The 20,513-nt window shown below is 51.1% G+C and carries 12 protein-coding genes; 2 read left to right on the top strand and 10 right to left on the bottom strand.

The window, feature by feature from the left end; all coding sequences use genetic code 11:
- Positions 1-606 precede the first annotated feature (606 nt).
- The gene (locus MXE39_RS09660; RefSeq protein ID WP_246978435.1) at positions 607-1,488 is read left to right on the top strand and encodes a flagellin; all 882 of its coding nucleotides are present in this window, start codon (positions 607-609) and stop codon (positions 1,486-1,488) included.
- 251 nt (positions 1,489-1,739) lie between these two features.
- Here MXE39_RS09660 and MXE39_RS09655 read toward each other — a convergent pair whose 3' ends face one another.
- The 8 genes from MXE39_RS09655 to MXE39_RS09620 form a co-directional block, all read right to left on the bottom strand.
- Positions 1,740-3,314: a response regulator gene (locus MXE39_RS09655; protein WP_246978437.1), complete on the bottom strand. Its 1,575-nt coding sequence runs from the start codon at positions 3,312-3,314 to the stop codon at positions 1,740-1,742.
- 1,259 nt (positions 3,315-4,573) lie between these two features.
- On the bottom strand, positions 4,574-5,098 hold the full coding sequence (locus MXE39_RS09650) for a hypothetical protein (RefSeq protein WP_246978439.1): 525 nt from the start codon (positions 5,096-5,098) through the stop codon (positions 4,574-4,576).
- 453 nt (positions 5,099-5,551) lie between these two features.
- Complete coding sequence (gene adk, locus MXE39_RS09645) at positions 5,552-6,211, bottom strand: adenylate kinase (protein ID WP_246978441.1); 660 nt, start codon at positions 6,209-6,211, stop codon at positions 5,552-5,554.
- A 399-nt stretch (positions 6,212-6,610) separates the two neighbouring features.
- Entirely contained in the window at positions 6,611-8,593 is a 1,983-nt protein-coding gene (gene htpG / locus MXE39_RS09640; protein WP_246978443.1) for a molecular chaperone HtpG, read from the bottom strand.
- A gap of 614 nt (positions 8,594-9,207) precedes the next feature.
- Entirely contained in the window at positions 9,208-9,813 is a 606-nt protein-coding gene (gene recR / locus MXE39_RS09635) for a recombination mediator RecR (protein WP_246978445.1), read from the bottom strand.
- 404 nt (positions 9,814-10,217) lie between these two features.
- A complete protein-coding gene (locus tag MXE39_RS09630) occupies positions 10,218-10,538 on the bottom strand; it encodes a YbaB/EbfC family nucleoid-associated protein (protein WP_246978447.1) in 321 nt (106 codons plus the stop codon).
- A 476-nt stretch (positions 10,539-11,014) separates the two neighbouring features.
- Positions 11,015-13,147, bottom strand: coding sequence for a ferrous iron transport protein B (gene feoB, locus MXE39_RS09625; RefSeq protein WP_246978449.1), 2,133 nt, complete (start codon positions 13,145-13,147; stop codon positions 11,015-11,017).
- A 14-nt stretch (positions 13,148-13,161) separates the two neighbouring features.
- Positions 13,162-13,392, bottom strand: coding sequence for a FeoA family protein (locus MXE39_RS09620; RefSeq protein ID WP_246978450.1), 231 nt, complete (start codon positions 13,390-13,392; stop codon positions 13,162-13,164).
- 1,884 nt (positions 13,393-15,276) lie between these two features.
- Between MXE39_RS09620 and MXE39_RS09615 the strand changes: the two genes are divergently transcribed.
- Positions 15,277-16,719: a carbon starvation protein A gene (locus MXE39_RS09615; protein ID WP_246978452.1), complete on the top strand. Its 1,443-nt coding sequence runs from the start codon at positions 15,277-15,279 to the stop codon at positions 16,717-16,719.
- A gap of 1,106 nt (positions 16,720-17,825) precedes the next feature.
- On the opposite strand, the gene MXE39_RS09610 is transcribed toward MXE39_RS09615, so the two are convergent.
- Together MXE39_RS09610 and MXE39_RS09605 are read right to left on the bottom strand one after the other, a co-directional pair.
- The gene (locus MXE39_RS09610; protein WP_246978454.1) at positions 17,826-18,677 is read right to left on the bottom strand and encodes a hypothetical protein; all 852 of its coding nucleotides are present in this window, start codon (positions 18,675-18,677) and stop codon (positions 17,826-17,828) included.
- A 650-nt stretch (positions 18,678-19,327) separates the two neighbouring features.
- Positions 19,328-19,795, bottom strand: coding sequence for a hypothetical protein (locus MXE39_RS09605; RefSeq protein ID WP_246978455.1), 468 nt, complete (start codon positions 19,793-19,795; stop codon positions 19,328-19,330).
- Positions 19,796-20,513 lie beyond the last annotated feature (718 nt).

The raw sequence follows: 20,513 nt of genomic DNA, 5'->3' as shown, positions 1-20,513 counted from the left end.
GGCGCGGCCTGGCATCGTCCACGCAGTTGCCTGGGCCTGGGACAGGTCAATTCCCCTGCCAGAGCAGCTTATGCATTGTCATGGCAAAGGCCGGTCAAGAGCGTGATGTAACCCGGTACCAGTATATCTATGGGAGCCTGTTTTGCTGTATCTGGAAAATCACTTTTGTGCAGTCAGAGCAGCACTGATAATGCGGCTCAGAAATCGCTTTTTCTCTGAACAGACAGGCACTTTGCAGCATGGCTTAACCGGACATTTTTAATAACAAATAAATATCTAGTAAAAACGGTGTCGCTATTACATTGGGCTTAACCGCCTTACCTGCATTGCATCTGAATTATTACTCTCATAATCAGAGAAAATTTTTCTGTTCATTCCGATAACCTTTTAAAGAATGAGCAACACCTCAAGATTTTCTGCCTGTTAAGTCCAGACAGGCATTTGCAGATGAACCTGTCATTTGACTCTGCCGGCTCATAAAGCCCGGATCTGAAATTCATAAAGGTCTGAGCATTACGGGCTTTGGAGGCCTGATTTTTTGCCTTATTCCAGTAAGTGGCGTGCTGACTGCTGTAATACAGAATTTGATGAGGTTAAGAGAGAAGAATGGGTATTTTCATTACTAATATCGCAGCCATGCAGGCCAGGCGATATCTGAATAATGCTACCCTGATGGCCGATAATGCCATGAAGCGCCTTGCTTCTGGTTTTCGTATTAACTCGGCAAAGGATGATCCGGCAGGACTTCAGATAGCCAGCAGAATGACCTCGCAGATTAATGGCTATAACCAGGCTACCCGCAATGCAGCTGATGGCCAGGCCCTGGCGCAGACCTATGAGGGAGCTCTGGACGAAACAGTAAACATGCTCCAGAAAATCAGAACTCTGGCTGTGCAGGCATCAAACGGCACCTATACCGATGAAGACCGTAAAGCCATGCAGGCCGAGGCTGATGCCCTTGCTGATGAAATTACCCGCATTGCCGAGCAGACAAAGTACGGTGGCAAGACCATTTTGCTTGGCCAGCAAAGCACCATGTTCGATAACGGTGAGTTTACCCTGCAGGTCGGCGCCTACAGTGGTGATACCATCACCCACGACATGTCACAGAGTTTCAGGCTTCAGGACATCTACGACTCACTGGCAGCAAATAACAACTCTGTAGCCAACGGCAAATTCACCCTCTCTACACGCGAGGGAGCACAGAACGTACTGGCAGATATTGACGGCATGATTGCCACAGTTGACGGCGCCCGTGGTTCCATTGGCGCTCTTCAGGTGCGTCTGGATTCTGTAATACGACTCAATGGCACCATGACAGCCAATCTTGCTGATGCCCGCAGCCGCATACGCGATACCGATTATGCAGAGGAGTCGGCCAATCTGATGAGAGCATCAATTCTCCAGCAGGCCTCCATGTCCATGCTGATGCAGGCAAACAGCCGCAACAATATCATCCTGCAGCTGATCAATAGCGGCATGATGTAATACCGAACAACTATCCCAGTAGGCCGAATCCACGATTCGGCCTCCTCCTTTTCAGTACCAGAATTAATAAAGCCCTGCCGCCCTGACCGCCAAGGTCAGGACTGCAGGGCATTTTTGTCCAGGTCAAACCGGACATAAGGACCGGCCGCAGGCTCAGGGCTGCACCGCTGCATGCGGCATGCAGGTGGGCTGCCGTACAGCTGGCACCAGGCGCAGGTCAGCTGGCACTGTTGCCGGTGCCGTGCATGGAGCTATACGGCCAGACGGTAGCCTACGCCCGTTTCGGTAAGGATGTAGACCGGATTTTTAGGATCATCTTCGAGCTTGGCCCTCAGGTTACAGATGACAATGCGCAGATTCTTATTCTGATCAAGATTATGCGGCCCCCATACCTGCTGAGTGATAAAGCGCTGAGTGAGAACCTTTCCATGATCTGAAAGCAGCACACGAAGAAGACGCTTTTCCAGCTTGGTCAGATGCACCTCGTGGCCATTTTTGGTGGTGATATTGCGCATCAGGTCGACCCTGACATTACCCATGGTAAAGACAGTATCGGAGCTTTGAATATCACTTGGAATGGTACGACGGCGCAGGTGGGCTCTGATTCGGGCACTGATTTCATCAGCACCAAAAGGTTTTATAACGTAATCATCAGCACCGCTGTCCAGAGCTTCTACCATGGTCTTTTCATCATCAACTGCGGAAATAACCATGATAGGAACCAGAGAATAGCCACGAATCTTTTTGATGAGCTGAACGCCGCAGCCGCCTGGCAATTCGTTATTGATCAGGATCAAATCAGGCTTGCGGGTAGCCGCATGAATGGCTCCCTGGCGCATGTCATGAGCCACGTAGGTTTTGTAATGCTCATTACCCAGTGACTTCTTGATATAGCGGCAGCTCTGATCATCACCATCAATAATCAATATGGTCGACTTGTGAATACGGGGAGCCGACTGGCCCGCAGATACAGATATTCCTGTGAAGCATGGGGCCACACCTGCAAGGACGTCACAGCTGTCGCCGTCCTCAAGCTCTGCACAATCATCCTGGGAGCAGTCATCATCCCCGTCTGTATACATGCGAGCTTCCCTTACATCACCAAAAGCAATCTCATCGGCACTGCAGGCCTCAAGAGCCTCACTGCAGCAAGGTCTGACACTCTTCTCACTGTCTGCATTCATATCAATATCAGAATCATCATCTTTACAACAGCAGGCACCTGTACTTACATCTGAAGAGGATGACTTTGATTTTCTGGAACGACAGTGCTCTGACCGGCAGTCTCCCTCTGAGCTGTCACTGACCTGGTCATGGTTCTTTTTGCCTGAACTGAAAGCGTGAAGCTGATGGAGGTTAGGCAACTCACCCTCTCCAGAGCTGCTGTCGTCACCGTAGCCATCATCATCAAGAGGACAGCCGTTATCTGGACAGTCACCATCACGCACGCTGCACTCATCTTTAGAGCGCCTGCGCAGGTCATCAGGACTGTCATGGAAAATGATCTGCTCACATTCATGCACGTTTGAGGCAAAATGCTCTGCTGTGGCATTCTGATAGAACACAGGAGCGTTGTGGTTGCCTACATATCCGGCAGCACCACGACAATACTCACGGTCAAAGCGCTCTTTGCTCTGAGCACTGGTGCTTTTGCGCAAGCTGAGACCGGCAAGGCTGATACCGCAGGCACGGCGGCCCTGGGAATCATTGTCATGGAAATCAGAGACTGCAGAGCTGCAGGAAGCAGCTGATCTGTTAACAGATAAAGGCTCTACAGTCTTTCCTTTATGGTTTTTTACTTCAACGGCAGGTATTGAGTCAGACATATAAGCGCATAGACGGTGGCAGTTTATATGACACCGCATAACCTCATGTAAGTTGCATCAGAGTAACATGCCAGGTATTACCGGAGCCTGAGCACGGGTAACAGCGTAGTCCTGAACAGCAGCATGACTCTGTGATTAACACAATTGCCCAGGGGGCTTATACAGGCTGCCTGACAGCAACAGCCTTAACGACTGCACAGGCGGCTTCAGACAGCATGTCCGCAAACGCAGGGTTCTGAGATACTGACAGTCCCCGATCGTATGGGCAGACCATGTCCCGGGCTAAGTCAGCTCACATTCTGACGGCCAGGGACAGTATGGTGTATCCTGTACAACTGCAGGACATGACCATGAGCCCTGCATACACGCTGCACTGTCCCCCGTTTTATGCTACTGCCCTTATGCAGGGACAATAACAAAGCCTCCTGAGTCCTTATCAAGGACCGGGCTGCGGGTGGGTAACGGCAGAAGAACAGCTGCAGTGCGGAAAACAGACAATCCTGCTGTTGATTTAATCAACAGCTCCTGCGTGCAAAAAGGGCACGTCAGGTGATGCAATTATAACCCGTCAAAGGCAGATACCTGGCAATTGTGCAATAAGACAATGTGATTATGGTCAAGGCGACTTGAGCTCTTTGTAACGTTGTTCACATTAATTACGCACATAGACGCTGCCCTGCGCCCCGACAAATCGGCCCTATTGCTCTCCCAGGCCCGCGCCTTACGCTGCCTCTGCAGCCACTGTGCAGCACTCGACCCATGCAGCTCCCTGGCCCATGCAGATCGCTTGCCCATGCCTGACAAGCCCTGCTCACTTACATGCAACTGACCTGCCTCCAATGACCAGGGTCATCCCCTGAAATGGCATTAGACAGGGGCAGACCCGTTTGCACCGCCTGTTTATGACCATGACCATCATCCTGACTGATGGTAATGGAGATTCATGGCCTCATTAACATGAAAGCCATGGGCAGTGATGCTCATGGCTTTCATGTGAGGAAAATAAATATCTCCTGGCAGTCGGACCTTCGACCCTGCCGGGCAAGGCCTGCGCGCAGCGGCAGCCTCAGTGTGCAGCATCATTGCTACGCACAGGTACGCAGCATCTGCTCATGGCATGGACGTGCTCATGCAGCTGTCACCTGTTGTGCGCGTGCAGCATGCACTGCGCCTGCAGGTCTGTTGTGCGTGTGCAGCATGCACTGCGCCTGCAGGTCTGGTGAGCACGTGGGCTGCCCTGTCCCTCAGGGGGACGGTGATTAACGAAGGGACTGATAATCAAGGAATGAGATGAAATTGTCGAGCAGACTCTCTGTTTCTTCATTGCGTCCTGAAATGCCCAGCAGCACCAGCTTGCCGGTCTCACCATAGACCAGAGCCTCGATATTGTTATCGCAGTTAAAAGCCCAGGCATTTTTGAGCAGATTGGACTTTACCGGCATGGTGCAGCTCATCTGCTCGGCTGCCACACGGGAGAAGGCAGCCGGAGTAACGGTTTCACCGCTCTTGTCGGAAATATAGGTCACACTGATGGCCAGATCGCCTGACTCATGAACGTAAGACAGAGAGTTCTCCACACTTGGATTTGGCTGAACAGTCCAGAAAGCCGGGCATGGAATATTGTGCTCACGTGCCTCAGCTGCAGTCAGTGGATGGGCCGGCGCTCCGCTTGAAGCGGCTACAGCGGCATCAGGAATGGAAACATTGGGGTCGCTGGCCTTGCCGGCAGCCCAGCAGGTGCTGGAGACAATCAGAGCTGAAGTAACAAGTAATGGAAATTTCATCAGTTTTGCTCAGGACACAAAGTACCTGCCCCCAAAAGAAAATAATTACCTGGGATTTTGCTCCCTGGGTCGTTCTTACAATTACGGCCCTGTATTTATACCACACTTTATCCATGGCTTGCCCTGGCCATACCCGCAGGCCATAAAAACGCTGTCATCAGCCCGCCGCACCAGCCGGCCCCTGCCTGCGCACAATGCCCCTGAGCGGCCTGCCCTGTGCAGCAGGCCCTGCACAACATGGCCATGATGCATGCCCCGTGGTCATAGCTGCCAGGCAGGTGCAGCATGCCATGGGCGGCCCCATGGGGCGCCCATGCAGCCGGGCACGGCAGTGCAGGGGCTGCGGTTCTGGTGCAGGCTGAGCTGATGGGGATAAAAAAAGCCCCGGGCAAATGACCGAGTGTGAACTGCAGTCTTTTCCGGGGCTCTTTTCAGGCAGCTGATCAGCTTATATTACTTGCTGACAGCGGCCTTTAAACCGTCAACTACTTCCTGAGCGATGGTCTCTACTGGACGGTTGCCGTCAACAGCCATGAATAAAGTCTGGCCCTTGTCAGCAAGATCCTTGTAGAAAGCTACCAGAGGCTCGGTCTGAGTGTGGTAAACCTCAAGACGGGAACGTACGGTGGCTTCTTCGTCATCAGCACGGATTACCAGATCCTCACCGGTTACGTCGTCCTTGCCCTCAACCTTAGGAGGGTTGTAAACGATGTGGTAGGTACGGCCGGAAGCAAGGTGAACACGACGGCCGGACATACGCTTTACAATCTTCTCGTCCGGTACCTGCAGCTCAACTACACCGTCAATGGTGATGCCGGCATCAACCAGGGCCTGAGCCTGTGGAATGGTACGTGGGAAGCCGTCAAAGAGGAAACCGTTCTTGCAGTCGTCAGCAGCAATGCGCTCTTTTACCAGACCGATAATGATGTCATCAGAAACCAGCTGACCGGCATCCATTACTTCCTTGGCCTTTAAGCCTAAAGGAGTACCTTCCTTGATGGCAGCACGCAGCATGTCACCAGTGGAAATCTGAGGAATGGAAAAAGCCTTGGTTAAGGTCTGAGCCTGAGTGCCCTTGCCGGCACCAGGTGGTCCTAACAGAATAATGCGCATTTTTGCTCCTGAAATTATGACGTTTCGATAAAGTACATTTTTATTATAACCAATTTGGAGCAAAATCAGCCGTTATTGGCCTTGTATATCTGATTTTTTACCCTTTTTGGATCATAAAGCCCCTGCCAGGATTGCTCCTGCAGGGGCTTTTTACGAATGTATTACTGGTCGCATATGCTGGCCGCTCATGCCTGAGGCAGCTGCGCGTGCTTGAGCTGCATGCAGCTGCCAGGCCGGGCCAGTCTGTCGGCTGTGACCAGCCGGCTGTGAGCGGCCGGTCTGTATCAGGCCCGTACCGGGACTGTTATCAGCCCCGTATCGGAACTTTTATCAGGCCAGTATGGGGACTGTTATCAGCCCCGTATCGGAACTTTTATCAGGCCAGTATGGGGACTGTTATCAGGCCTCGATGGAGCTGTCACCGTTGCTTTCGGCCTTAACCTCAGCCTGGGCGCTGCCCTTTACCAGCATACGGTTCATGAGCTCAACGAACTCACGCGGATTCTTGATGGAACCCTGGTCAGCAAGGCTGGCCTGCATGAAGATCAGTCTTGCCCAGTCCTTGAAGACGGTCTCGTTAGGCTCGGCATAAGCCTGCTTTACCAGAGCGTGCTCAGGGTTAATTTCGAGGATAAATGTCTCCTCAGGCAGCTCGGAGCCCTGCATCTTTGCCAGGAAGCGCATCTGCTGGCTGAAACCGGCGCTGGTGGCAGACTGTACCAGACAGGCTGGAGACTCGGTCAGACCATCAGCTACCCTGACATCCTCAACTGAAGCACCAAGGGCCTCCTTGAAGCGGGTTATCAGATCCTGATTGTCCTTCTGAACCTGCTCACGCTTCTCCTTGTCCTGCTCGTCCTCGAGCTCGCCCAGATCAAGGTCGGCGGAGTTGGCAGAGATAAACTTCTTGCCCTCGTACTCATTGAGGAAAGAGGTAATCCATGGATCGATAGGCTGCTTCCACAGGAGCAGAACTTCGATACCCTTGGCCTTCAGACGCTCGATGTATGGGGAGTTGACGGCCTTTTCATAGTCGTCAGCGCAGATGTAGTAAATGTTCTTCTGCTTGTCCTTCATACGGGAGATGTAGTCGTCCAGGGAGACATTGCAGGCTGGACGGGAATCTTCGGTAGAGGCAAAGCGGATAAGCTTGAGAATCTTGTTGCCATTCTCGCGGTCGTCAGAAATACCTTCCTTGAGAACATCGTTGAATGAGGCAACGAATCTGGCGTACTGATCCTTGTCAGCGCTGAGCTTCTCAATCATGTTAAGAGCACGCTTGGTAATGGCGCTCTTTAACCTGCGGCTGACACGGCTCTCCTGAAGGAGTTCACGGGATACGTTTAATGGCAGAGCATTGGTGTCTACCAGACCGCGTACGAAACGCAGGTAGGATGGCAGGAACTGCTCGCCCTCATCCATGATGAATACACGCTGTACATACAGCTTGATGCCATGGTGGTTGTCACGCATCATCATATTCATTGGAGCCATGGATGGCAGGTACAGTAAGGAGGTGTACTCAAGCTCACCCTCAACCTTGTTGTGAGACCAGCTCAGAGGGTCGGAGTAATCGTTGAAAGCGTGCTTGTAGAAGCTCTTGTAGTCATCATCGCTAACTTCCTTAGGATTGCGGGTCCATAAGGCCTGGGCATTGTTGACCTGAACAAACTTCTGAACTTCCTTTGGCTCCGGCTCCTTGTCCTCACCCTCGGCTGGCTGAGCGTTCTCATCCTTTTCATAGGTGGTATCAAAGAGCTCAACAGGAGTGCTGATGTGGTCAGAGTACTTGGTGATGGCAGCTCTTAAGGTCCAGTTCTCCAGGAACTCGGTGTTGCCTTCCTTGATGTGCAGAATGATCTTGGTGCCGCGCTCTGGAACAGAGATGTTCTCAGACTCGAAAGTACCGTTACCGGTAGAGGTCCAGCGTACGCCCTCTTCAGCAGTGGCCTTGGCAGAGCGGGAGATTACGGTAACCTGGTCGGCTACGATAAAGGCAGAGTAGAAGCCTACACCGAACTGACCGATAAGCTGGGAATCCCTGGCCTGATCACCTGAGAGATTCTTTACAAACTCTTCAGTGCCGGACTTGGCAATGGTGCCCAGGTTGGCATTGGCCTCCTCAAGGGTCATACCAAGACCGTTATCCTGGATGGTAAGAGTGCTAGTTTCCTTGTCGGCACGAACGCGAATCTTGAACTCAGGATCATCCTTGATAAGCTCCGGGTTGGTCAGGGACATGAAGTGGAGCTTGTCGATAGCGTCAGAGGCGTTGGAAATCAGCTCACGTAAGAAAACTTCCTTATTTGAGTACAGGGAGTGAGCAAGTAAATTTAAAAGCTTGGTAACTTCGGTCTGAAAGCCGTGTACAGTAGCTGACATTTTTAATCTCCACCGGCACCGTCAGTAAAAGCGCTGACCAGAGGTCGCGCTCCTGCTCCTGATCTGGCCGGTTGCTCTGTTCTGGCAGGCCACACAATGCGGCAGCCTTATTGTCCAGAACTAAACTACAAACCATGCAGGCAAATGGCCGGGGCTGGCTAATCGTCCTGAGCATCAGATATGGTGCTCACGCGATTAGCTAGCAGCAGCCCATCCCCCTGCAACTGTTCTACTAACTGGGGACGGGCACACATCATTTCAAGACTGACCTTAATTTTTTTCACCCTCCTCTCACCGCCATCACCACAACCGGCAAGTCCAGCCGCTCATCCCTGCCCTGCGCGCCGTTCCCTCCGGGCAAGGCCATGCCAGTCATCCAGGTCAGGCAGCCAGACCAGGCAACCAGGCCAGGCAGCATGGAAAGTCAGGCACCAACCATTAATCCCGGCCCTGCTCCCGCCCAAACGACAGTGGCCCGCTTGAGCTTGCTTTGAGCTGAGAGCGGGCCACTTGAAATGACTTGAGCAAAATGACAGATACCACGACCAGACTTAGGCGGTCTCAGCCCTGTCAGGACATGAGATGAAAACCTGGGACGTTCGTGCCCGGACTTATCAGGAAAATGGGCGGCGGTTCATCAGTGAGCTTGCCAGGGTCTTCTGGTCAACGGTATCAAGATCACCGCCCAGAGGAACGCCTGAGGCAATTTTGGAGATATTGCTGATGTTGTGACGCTGAGCCAGAGAGGCAATAAATGACGCTGTGGCATCGCCCTCAATGGTGGGGTTGGTAGCAAGAATAATCTCATCAAACTGACCTGTAGCCAGCAGCGTATCCAGAAGTGGCAGTCCCAGCTCACGGGCACCTATGCCGTCAATTGGGGAGAGATGGCCGTGAAGCACAAAATACAGACCAAAGAAGTTGTTGCTGTTTTCAATGGCCTCAACATCAGAGGGGCTTTCGACTATGCACAGTGCCCTTGCGTTATGCCTCTCCTGATTTGAGCAGATACGGCACAGCTCATTATCAGAGTAGTTGCGACAGCAATTGCACAGTCTGATGCTGTTCATGGCCTCTATCAGCACCTTGCCCAGCTCTATGGCGTCATTACGCCTGCGATCAAGCAGATAGTAGGCAATACGTGCAGCTGAGCGGCCGCCCACGCCAGGCTGAACCTGCAGAGCTTTAATGAGCTTGTCCAGATGGGTAGATGATGACATCAGTTTTTCCTGAGTTAAGCTGCCCCTGTCCACTCGGCCCAGCAGCCCCATACTGCCTCACAGTTCGCCCGGCCTGGCCTCATGGAATGGACTAACGTCCAGGCCTCATGGAACGGCCTCACGTCCTGGTCTCATGGAGCGGCCTCATGGAGCGGCCTCACGTCCAGGTCTCATGGAGCGGCCTCATGGAATGGACTCACGGTCATGGCCCATGGCATGGACTCATATCAGGTCAGGATGGACCAGGGAGCTGGGTGGTATGGGATGGGCAAAGCCAGGGGCTTGCTGAGTGGATAAGTTTAGAGTTTGAGGGCTGTAAAAACACCAAAACCCAGTTTCCGCAGCCTTATGCTGAAGAAAACCGGGTTTTTCACTTCAGGCCATGGGCCCTGCATGTCAAAGCATTAGAAAGGAAGCTTCATGCCTGGTGGTAATGGGATACCGGCAGTTACCTGCTCCATCTTGGCCTTGCTTTGCTCTTCAACACGTCTGTTGGCATCATTGCAGGCAGCTGCAATTAAATCCTCGAGCATGTCCTTGTCATCAGACAGGAGGCTGTCATCGATGGAAACACGACGTACCTCATGACGACCATTGACAGTGACCTTTACCAGACCGGCACCGGCTTCACCAGTGCACTCCAGATTGGCGACTTCTTCTTGAGCTTTAGCCAGACGCTCCTGAAGCATTTGAGCCTGCTTCATCATGTTGCCCATGTTAAACATGTTTTTTACTCCAGATGGAAATTTTTACTATTTTGACCAGGCTGGGCCTAAAACTCAAGATCCAGGCGATAAAGAGAAAAAATTTTTTCGCCCCTGACCGGCCGCGCAATGCCCGGCACGCCCGGCGCTGCAGACCGGCCAAATGCCATTAAGGCATAACTGCGTCAGGGGGCGCGCCCGTCCGGCCAGCCGGTACTCTGTCTGATGGATGGCTGCCGGGGCTGCCGGATATGCCATCTGGCAGTGCTGGCCGGGATGTCTGGCTTTGGCTCATAAGCAAAAGGCGATCGCTTTGCCCAGGGGCAGAAACGATCGCCTTTTATTTACGGCAGGAGCCGCTGTGTACGGGCAGCTTATGGAGCAAGGGCCAGAGGCGGGGTACCGCCTCCCATCAGTTGTGACCCTGCTCCAGTGCCGCGTTCTCACCTGTTATGGTGGTCAGAGCTCTGAGATTTTTCAGAGTCTGTATTGTTCAGTCAGACCTGCTTAACAGGAATGCGCAGGCTGCTACCCTTACGCTCTGGACGGAATACCAGATAAAGGGCAACCAGTACCAGAACACCTGCTACTACAGTGCCTGGACCGAATGGAACCTGACCGGTTACGAAGCCGCCAATCTCGTAAATGATCATGGCAAGACAGTAAGAAAAGACCAGCATGTAGACTACAGCAAAGGTGAACAGACGTGGGCTGTTGAGCTGACGCTTCATGGCACCAAGAGCTGCGATACATGGAGTTGAGAACAGGTTGAAGGCAAGGAAGGACATGGCAGCTGCAGAGGTGGTGAACTCACCATTGAGGGCTGCGCCAAGGCTGGCGTCATCCTCGGCAACCTCGCCCAGACCAAGCAGAACAGCCAGAGTGCCTACTACATTCTCCTTGGCCAGCAAACCGGTGAAGATAGCTACGGAAGCCTGCCAGGAGGCAAAACCCAGAGGAATGAAGATGAAGGCAATGGCAGAACCGATAACAGCCAGCAGAGAGTTGTTAACCTCAACCATGCCAAAGCCGTCAGCTGTGAAGTTGAAGTTGGACAGGAACCATACAACTACAACAGTGGCGAAAATTACGGTACCGGCCTTGATAACGAATGCACGGCAGCGCTCATAGGTGGAACGCATTACATTGCGCAGCTTAGGCAGAGTGTAGTTAGGCATCTCAAGAACGAATGGAGATACCTCTTCCTTGAAAGTGGAGTCCTTCTTGAGGATAAAGGCGGTAAAGCCAATGGAGAAAATGGCAAGGAAGTATACAGCCGGAGCTACCAGAGTGGACTCAGGGAAGAAAGCAGCAGCAATCATGGCAAGGATTGGCAGCTTGGCTGAGCATGGCACAAAGGTAGTAGTAATAATGGTGATGCGCTTTTCATTGATATTATCAATGTTATTGGTGGCCATAATGGCAGGCACGCCACAGCCGGAGGCAACGACCATTGGGATAAAGCAGCGGCCGGAAAGACCAAAGTGACGGAAGATGCGGTCCAGAACGAAAGCCACACGGGTCATGTAGCCGCTCTGCTCAAGTAAGGACAGCAGGATGAAGAGCACAATCATCTGAGGTACAAAGCCCAGAACAGCGCCTACACCGCCGATAATGCCATCAACTACCAGACCGGAGAGCCACTCTGGAGCATTGACGCTTTCCATAACGGAAGTAGCTGCATTGGTGGCATACTCGCCAAAGAGTACATCGTTGGCATAATCAGTACCCATGGTACCAATGGTGCTTACGGCCAGATAGTAGACCATGTAAACGATGAAAATGAAGATTGGAATGGCCAGGAAACGGTTGGTGACAATATCATCAATGCGCTTCGACAGGCTGTTGTAGCGGCCCTCACCTTTGGTAACGCTGTCCTTGATAATGCCGTCAATCCAGGCATAACGCTCCTGGGCAACCAGGCTTTCAACATCAGTGGAGAACTCCTTCTCCAGAGACATGATTTGACGGTTGACCTCAGTCAGGAGCTTTTCATTGTCAGCATAGGCTGCCATGTAGGCCTTGTCGTGCTGGAGCAGAGACAGGGCGATAAAGTTGCGGCCGCCCTCAAACTCAACATCAGGAACGGCAGCAGCAACGCTGGCAACGCTGCTGCCAAGCTTCTCATCATAGTAAGTGCTGCTGGTTACATGAGCATTTTCAACTGCAGCAAAGAGATCATCAAGACCCTCCTCGTGGGCAGCGGAAATGGCAACAACAGGTACGCCAAAACGCTCGCTCAGAGCACTGGTGTTGATGGTGATGTTTTCCTTGCGGGCAAGGTCCATCATGTTGATGGCAATAACCATAGGGCGCTTGAAAGAAAGCAGCTCACAGGTCAGGGAAAGGGAACGCTCAAGGTGGGTGGCATCGACAATGTTGACGATAACGTCATAGTCTCCACTCAGCAGGAAATCACGGGATACGATTTCCTCAGGAGAGTAAGGGGAAAGGGAATAAAGACCAGGAAGGTCAGCTACCTTGATGTTGCGGGATGAGATAAAGCCGGTACTCTTGTCCAGAGTAACACCAGGCCAGTTGCCCACATACTGATTGGAGCCGGTCAGGCAATTGAATAAAGTGGTCTTACCGCAGTTCTGATTACCAATTAAGGCAATGGTTTTGCTCATTTCAGGCTCCTGGATTACTGGGCAATTTCAATTAAACGGGCGTCTTCCTTACGGATGGTGAGAGCATACCCTCTAACCTTAAGCTCAACAGGATCACCTAAAGGAGCAAAACGCATAATCTCCACGTGAGTCTCAGGAGTCAGGCCCATATCAAGGAGGCGACGACGAAGAGAGGTATTGTGACCATTAACGGCTACTACTGTGCCGCTCTGGCCAGGCTCTAAAGTATCTAAAGTCTTGTTCATAATTCTTAAGCCCGCAGGCTTTTGCCACTTTTAGAAAAACTTTGCTCGTCAGACCCGGCGACGCTTTTGGCTGTATTTACTGTATAAGCACTGCACAGACTGTCGTGTGCCTTGCGCACAGCTGCCGGATGACTGAAAAACTACGGGAAAGCTCGTTCAGGGACTGCTCCCTTTTCCTGTGTCCATCAGATATCAGAGCTTGACAAACTAATGTCTCGTGCGACCGGCCTCTCACTGCAGACTCAGGCTAAAACCCAATAACCACTGTTGACCTTTCGCAAAATAATGCTGGAACCTGGTGACTGTGATATCTGCAGTCACTGCCTGCCCCTGACACTAATTCAGGCTGCAGAGTTCAGGCATTCAGGTGCTGATGAACAGCACCTGCCAATGAGAAATCCTTACGAGGGTCAGATAAGTATGTTGTGCTGTCAGGAGTCAGTCCTGCTGGACGGTATCAGTCCTGGTCAGGCTGTATCTGTTTGTATAAGCCTTTGTCAGGCTCTGTCAGCTCTGGTCAGCCGCAACTATATCGCGTTACCCTCTGCTTGCGTAAGTTAGTCTATACTTACCAATAACCATTTTCAATAACTATTAGCGCAAAAATAGCGTCCGCTCACCAAAAGGCTCTCAAAGGTATGGCTAAACCTTATAATTATACTACCCCTTACCTGCAATAAATCCCGTATTTAAGGGATTTTATCAGTGACTGCACTCCCACATTATCCCCAGCAGCAGTTAATCAAATCAGTTAAATAATTTCCCTGAAAAAATTGAATCTATGCGCCCCTTTCCAGGGCAATACCAACCGCACCTGCAGACCTCACCAGATCCATTTACCAGCCTGCCCACATGCCCGGCCCTTAAGGCCGTCCACTATCCTGTCAGCCAGTCTGTCCAACTGCCCACATGCCCTACCCCTAAGTCCGTCCATAAGCCCACCAGGCCCGTCCATACAAAGCAGTGGTCATCCGCTGTCTCAGTCCCTGCCTCCGGGAACGTATACTGTCTCCAACTGGGCATTAAGCCCGCCATCCCATCAAACCGCTTGCGGCTTCGTGCCAGATCCTGACGGTGGCTAAGCCGTCCAGACGCTGCCGTCTTGCCGCTTGCCGCTTACGGATGCATATCCAACTGTGCTAAGCCAGCCTGATGCTGGCAGGTTACGGCTGCGGATGCGGTATTGCTCTATCTGCACAGTACATTGGTGTATAAGTTCAGGTATGCAATCTGGAGCGGTGCATAACAATGTCAGGCATCTGATACAGCTGAGGGCTATGATCCGGGTTGCAGTTTTTGACTGATACACATTGCAATGAGTTGATACATTTAACTGCAATGTTGTTAAGTGAATCAACTGAGTCCAGATATGTATTTATCAATATCAAAAATGCCATTGACATCAATATGTTTTACCATTTCGATAAATATGCTCTTTTTGTGATGAAATGCCGGACTGTACTCACGAGTGGAGCAGTCACCATATTTTTTCACTTAATTGTGAAATATTTACCCAAAATCGGATCCAGCTCATAAATTTAATTATTTGATGGGAGCTGGCACTCACTTTCAGGGTAAATTTGAAGGGCATTTGACATTGCAGGGTTAAAATCAGTGCAGTGTCGCTGACGACAAACGCTTGCAGTTTTGACTGCACGGACAGGCGCCAGACCGGATCTGTTAATGCAAAACTGAGAAAAGAGCATGCTGGCCGGCATGGCAGTGACCAGTGCAACAGCAAATATGCAAACATTTGGCGGCAGCCCATCCTTACCACCGTTTCAGAAATTGCTGAGACAGATTTGAGTTGCGGTTATGTTGGAAGACTGTAATGCGGTAAGGGAATAGTGAATTTGTTGATGTTGTTATTAGAAGGAGTCACAAATGCCAAGGTATATGTGGTTCATCATTGCCACAATCGCTCTGATTGTCGGCTATATCGTTTATGGCAAGATCGTTGAAAAGATCTTCGCCCCTGATCCAAACCGCAAAACTCCGGCTGTTACCAAATACGACGGCGTTGACTACGTTACCATGCCAAAATGGAAGCTGTGGTTAATTCAGCTGCTTAACATCGCTGGCGTAGGCCCTGTATTCGGCCCTATCATGGGTGCTCTTTACGGCCCTCAGGCACTGATCTGGATCGTTATCGGCTCCATCTTTGCCGGTGCTGTTCACGATTACTTCGGTGGTATGCTGTCCGTACGTTATCAGGGTGCTAACGTTCCTCAGATCGTCGGTTACAACCTTGGCAAGCTCTTCAAGCAGATCATGCGCGTATTTGCCGTTATCCTGCTGCTGCTCGTAGGTGTGGTATTCGCAACTGCCCCTGCCAACCTGCTGGCCAAGCTGACTCCTGAAACTCTGGACTTCGGCTTCTGGCTGACTGTTATCTTTATCTACTACTTCATTGCCACCCTGGTGCCAATTGACAAGCTGATTGGCCGTATCTACCCAATCTTCGGTGCTCTGTTAATCATCATGGCTGTTGGTATTACTGCCGCCATGTTCATCAAGATGCCAGAGAACTTCTACTCCTGGGCCGAGTGGGGCGTAAACCCTCATCCACAGGATCTGCCATTATGGCCTCTCATGTTCATCACAATTGCCTGTGGTGCCCTGTCGGGCTTCCACGCCACTCAGTCTCCACTGATGGCCCGCTGCATTGAGAACGAGAACGAAGGCCGCATGGTATTCTACGGTGGCATGATCGCTGAAGGCTTCATCGGTCTGGTATGGTGTACTGTTGGTATGACTTTCTACACCGACCCTGCAACCTTAAATGACACCATCAACGCCGGCACTGCCTCTGCTGTTGTTTATGACAGCTCTGTAGCCCTGATGGGCGCCTTCGGTGGCTTACTGGCCATTCTGGGTGTTATTGTTCTGCCAATCACCTCCGGTGATACCTCTTTCCGTGCTGCACGACTGACCATTGCTGAAGTATTCAACTTTGACCAGACCAGCAAGGTAAAGCGTCTTATTATTGCTGTGCCAGTATTTGCTCTTGGTGTTGCCCTGTCTCAGATCGACTTCAACATCATCTGGAGATACTTCGGCTGGTCCAACCAGACTCTGGCTGCTATCATGCTGTGGACTGCCGCTGCTTACCTGTACCGTCGTGAGAAGTTCCACTGGATTGTTACTATTCCAGGTGCTTTCATCACCGCTGCATGTATCACCTACATTCTCTACGAGCCAAATATGGGTCTGGGCATGGATATCTACATCTCCCAGGTCATCGGCCTCGTTGCTACCGTATGCATCCTGCTGGTCTTCTTAAAGCTGGGCCGCAAGGAAATCGAAGGCGCTCCATTAGACGTCTAAGCGTCAGCGCAAAATTCCATACGGCCATGATGCCGTAATATGACAAAAGCCCCGCAGATCAAGGCCCAGGCCCTGACAGCGGGGCTTTTTCATGCCCATAAACCACCACTGGTACCGGCCTACTCTGCCCTGCCCTTCATCCAGGCAATTGCCCTTCCATTATCCTGGCAATTCCTCCCTGCCTCTCATACAGGCCATTCTGCTATCTCCCTCAACGGAGCAACCTTATCCTTGCAATCCATCGCTGTCCAGCAACAGCCAATCGTCATCAATGCCGATCTGCCGTATCCCTGGCCAGCACAATCTTATCTTTGCAATTCACCCCTGCCGACTACTGCTCAACGACTACTGCTACGCAGCATCTTCCTACCGCCAGTGCGGCGTCTGATTGCGCCATGCCCCGCTCTCATCAACGGATAATCTTAAGCCTGTAAAGCGCATACCATGCGCATCAAAGCCAGCTCAGAAACCTCTTAATAATTACGCTTCAAAAGAATTTAGAAAGTATTTTAAGGAACAGCAACTATGATGCAGCAACTGCCTCTCTATCCATTCTAATTTGTTTTGTAAATTAGTTTTTTTGATAATGCCTTTATGTTATGGACCAGGTTTTTGTTACAAATGTCGGCCCCGTTATCTGCAATATAAATTATTATGTAAAGCTATATCCGGGATCAACATATGAGTTAATGACATCAGGTTCGCCCTTACTACATGCCAGCATCAGGTGACAGCTTTCAGAGCATAGTAATTATTGAGCCTGAAACTCACCTGCTTGCAGCGGTGTGATTGAACAGAAATGGCAGAAGTAAGGGGATGGGCGCTATGCGATGGGATGGGATGAACGCGATACTATGAGATTGGATGGGATGGGATTGGATGGGATGGGCGCGATGCGATGGGGCTCGGCTGACGTGGCTGAATGAGACAGCCCGGGTGTGGGTGCTTATCTGATAATAAAAAATGCCGCCCCGTGTGCAGCGGAACGGCATCAGCGTCTGTATGCAAACCCGTTTGAGGCTGCTGCTCCGAAGCATAGGTGTTTTTCGGAGGCAGTCTCTCAGGGCTTAAACTGTTTTTAAGATTTGGATTCTGCGAAGCTCTGATTAGAAGTAGAGGCTGCCGCGCAGGTAGGCACCGGCGCAATTGTCAGTCTCAAAGGTGGCAAAATCGTTGCCGTCCTTGTCGTAGAGCTTGAACTCACGGTCAAAGTAGGTAAACAGACCGCCGGATAATACTAAACCAAGCGGGGTGTTCCAGGTGACACCGATGCTGGCTCCCTGAGACTTCTCACGCATAAAGCCCTCAGACAGTAGGCCCTTGCGTGCAACATCATCACCCATGTAGTAGGTATCATTGATGGTCAGATAGGTCAGATCAGCAGACCATGACTTGTTAAAGCGGTAGTTAACCTTGGTTGCAGGGTAAGCAATGGAGCCGCTCCAGCCGCGATCGCTCTCTTCACCGATCTTCAGACCTACAATAGGCAGGAAAACATTGTCGGCAGCGTTGAGGTTGGCGTAGGCACCAACGTAAGCGGTCATGCCGTTCATAAAGGTCCAGCCTAAAGCCAGACGAGGGCTGATGTTGTAGCTGTCGCCAAGGCTGATGTCATCCTCAAAAAGAGTACCGAGGGTTACACCGGCATAGCCTACCAGGCTGGTGCTCAGGGCACGCTCGGCGCGCAGGTCAACAGTAAACTTGTTCAGGCTGTCAAATGGATCGAAAGAACCGCTAAAGTTGTATTCAGTACGCATGTAACCGATGGTCATGTACTCATTACCGACATTCACGCCAAAGCTGGAGGTCTTAAGATCGGTATCGGTGCCATTGATGTTGGCATCACCTGATGCCATAACATCTGTATTTACATAGAAATTAGGAGCGGTGTAGGCAACAGAGCTGAAGCTGAGAGCCATGGCGGCGGCTGCAGCACATGCGAGTTTACTGAGTTTCATAAAAATCCTGGTTGATGGAAGAATTCAGGACTTAGAGCATCCTGCCCGTCAAAGTCCCTTAGGCATACAAACACAGATCCGGGCACTCGGATCTGATTCCTCGAAACACGGCCATTAGAAAAATGGCCATTACTTTTTTCCTGATAGTAATGTTGTTTTTCAGCTTAGGCAGGCCATTGTTGGTGAGGGGCCTAATCAACTGGCGGCATTATAGCAACAGAAGTTTGAGCTATTCCGTTTAAAAAAGGGGCAAATGTCAGTAAAAACAAATTATTTTTCAAATTTTTGGATGTAACTGCCAAACACTGTCAAACCGCATGTTTAAGCGGCCTACGAAACATACACTAGTGTCAGTAATGTCAGTTTACAGTCACACTGTATGTAAATAAAGTGTAAATTCTTATCTTGCACCAACATGATATTGTCATCCGACATTAAAAATCGACACTGTTCAATAACAGGGCAGACAAATCATATTTTGCCCCAATCCCCCCACTGCTTGGTTCACAGCCATAACGAACAGGCACGACCACAAGTACTGCACCGGCTATCAAGGCAATTCCCCCTGCCATAGCATGGCCGTCCTGCCCTCTTTCTGTCCTGATCTGTTCACGCTGCCACTGCCAGACCTGCCTGCCCGCATTGCCCGGCTATGCCACTGCATACCAGGTAACCGAATGACCTGCTAATACCAGCAAGGCAGCTGAGTGCTCTGCCAATTCGTGCCCGGCAGCTGAATGCTCTGCCAATACCTGACAGGCAACCGAATGCCCTGCCAATACCTGACAGGCAACCGAATGCTCTGCCAATACCTGACAGGCAACCGAATGCTCTGCCAATACCTGACAGGCAACCGAATGCTCTGCCAATACCTGCAAGGCAACCAAATGCCCTGCCAATACCTGCCAGGCAGCTGAATGCCCTGCTAATACCTGCAAGGCAGCTGAATGCTCTGCTAATACCAGCAAGGCAGCTGAGTGCTCTGCCAATTCGTGCCCAGCAGCTGAATGCTCTGCCAATACCTGCAAGGCAGCTGAGTGCTCTGCTAATACCAGCAAGGCAGCTGAGTGCTCTGCCAATTCGTGCCCAGCAGCTGAATGCTCTGCTAATACCAGCAAGGCAGCTGAGTGCTCTGCCAATACCTGCCAGGCAGCTGAATGCTCTGCCAATTCGTGCCCGGCATCTGTGTGCCTGCTGTGATAATTATGAGGATGACCGTGTATCCGTCAACAGCATGCCCTATAAGTGCTCTGAGATGGCACTGTGCTATTGCTTAATGCTGGTTATGCCTATGCCTGCGCTTATGCTTATGCTTATGGGGAGTAAAGGTATAGCCAGGTGAGTGGAACAGCAGATGGGTGGGAGATAGTGAGGCGTAGTTCGTACTGAGCTGTCAATGTGAGCTGATCCCTGGACTGATTATCAGCTGGTTGAGAGCCTCAGTTGAAAAAACTGTGTTTTTCCATCATTACGATTAATGGCAGGCAGCGATACTGCATCTTGCTGTAAGCATGACTGTTTGGCTGCGCAAGTAGCGCTTCGTACACGATTTAATAGCGGTTGCATGGACAGTTGTACGACCGTTTAAGCTAATAACTCCAATGGACAGACTAAATAATTCGTAATTTTTTGATGAACCTGGCAAATTTGCATTAAAGCGCCCCAGGTAACTGCTTTAAGGCCCGCAAAGCCCGTCAGTTCGGCACTGGCGCTGTATTATAATCTGTGCAAATGATGTCTTATGGCGCGTATATGACACCTCAGGACAGATTCATGAACATAGCCTGCCAGCCCATGTTGGCAGTTGCAATGGCAAAAGCAATGGCAATTGATTCT

The sequence above is a fragment of the Anaerobiospirillum sp. NML120511 genome (assembly GCF_023050955.1).
GTDB lineage: Bacteria > Pseudomonadota > Gammaproteobacteria > Enterobacterales > Succinivibrionaceae > Anaerobiospirillum.
This window is presented reverse-complemented; position numbering and strand designations above follow the sequence as displayed.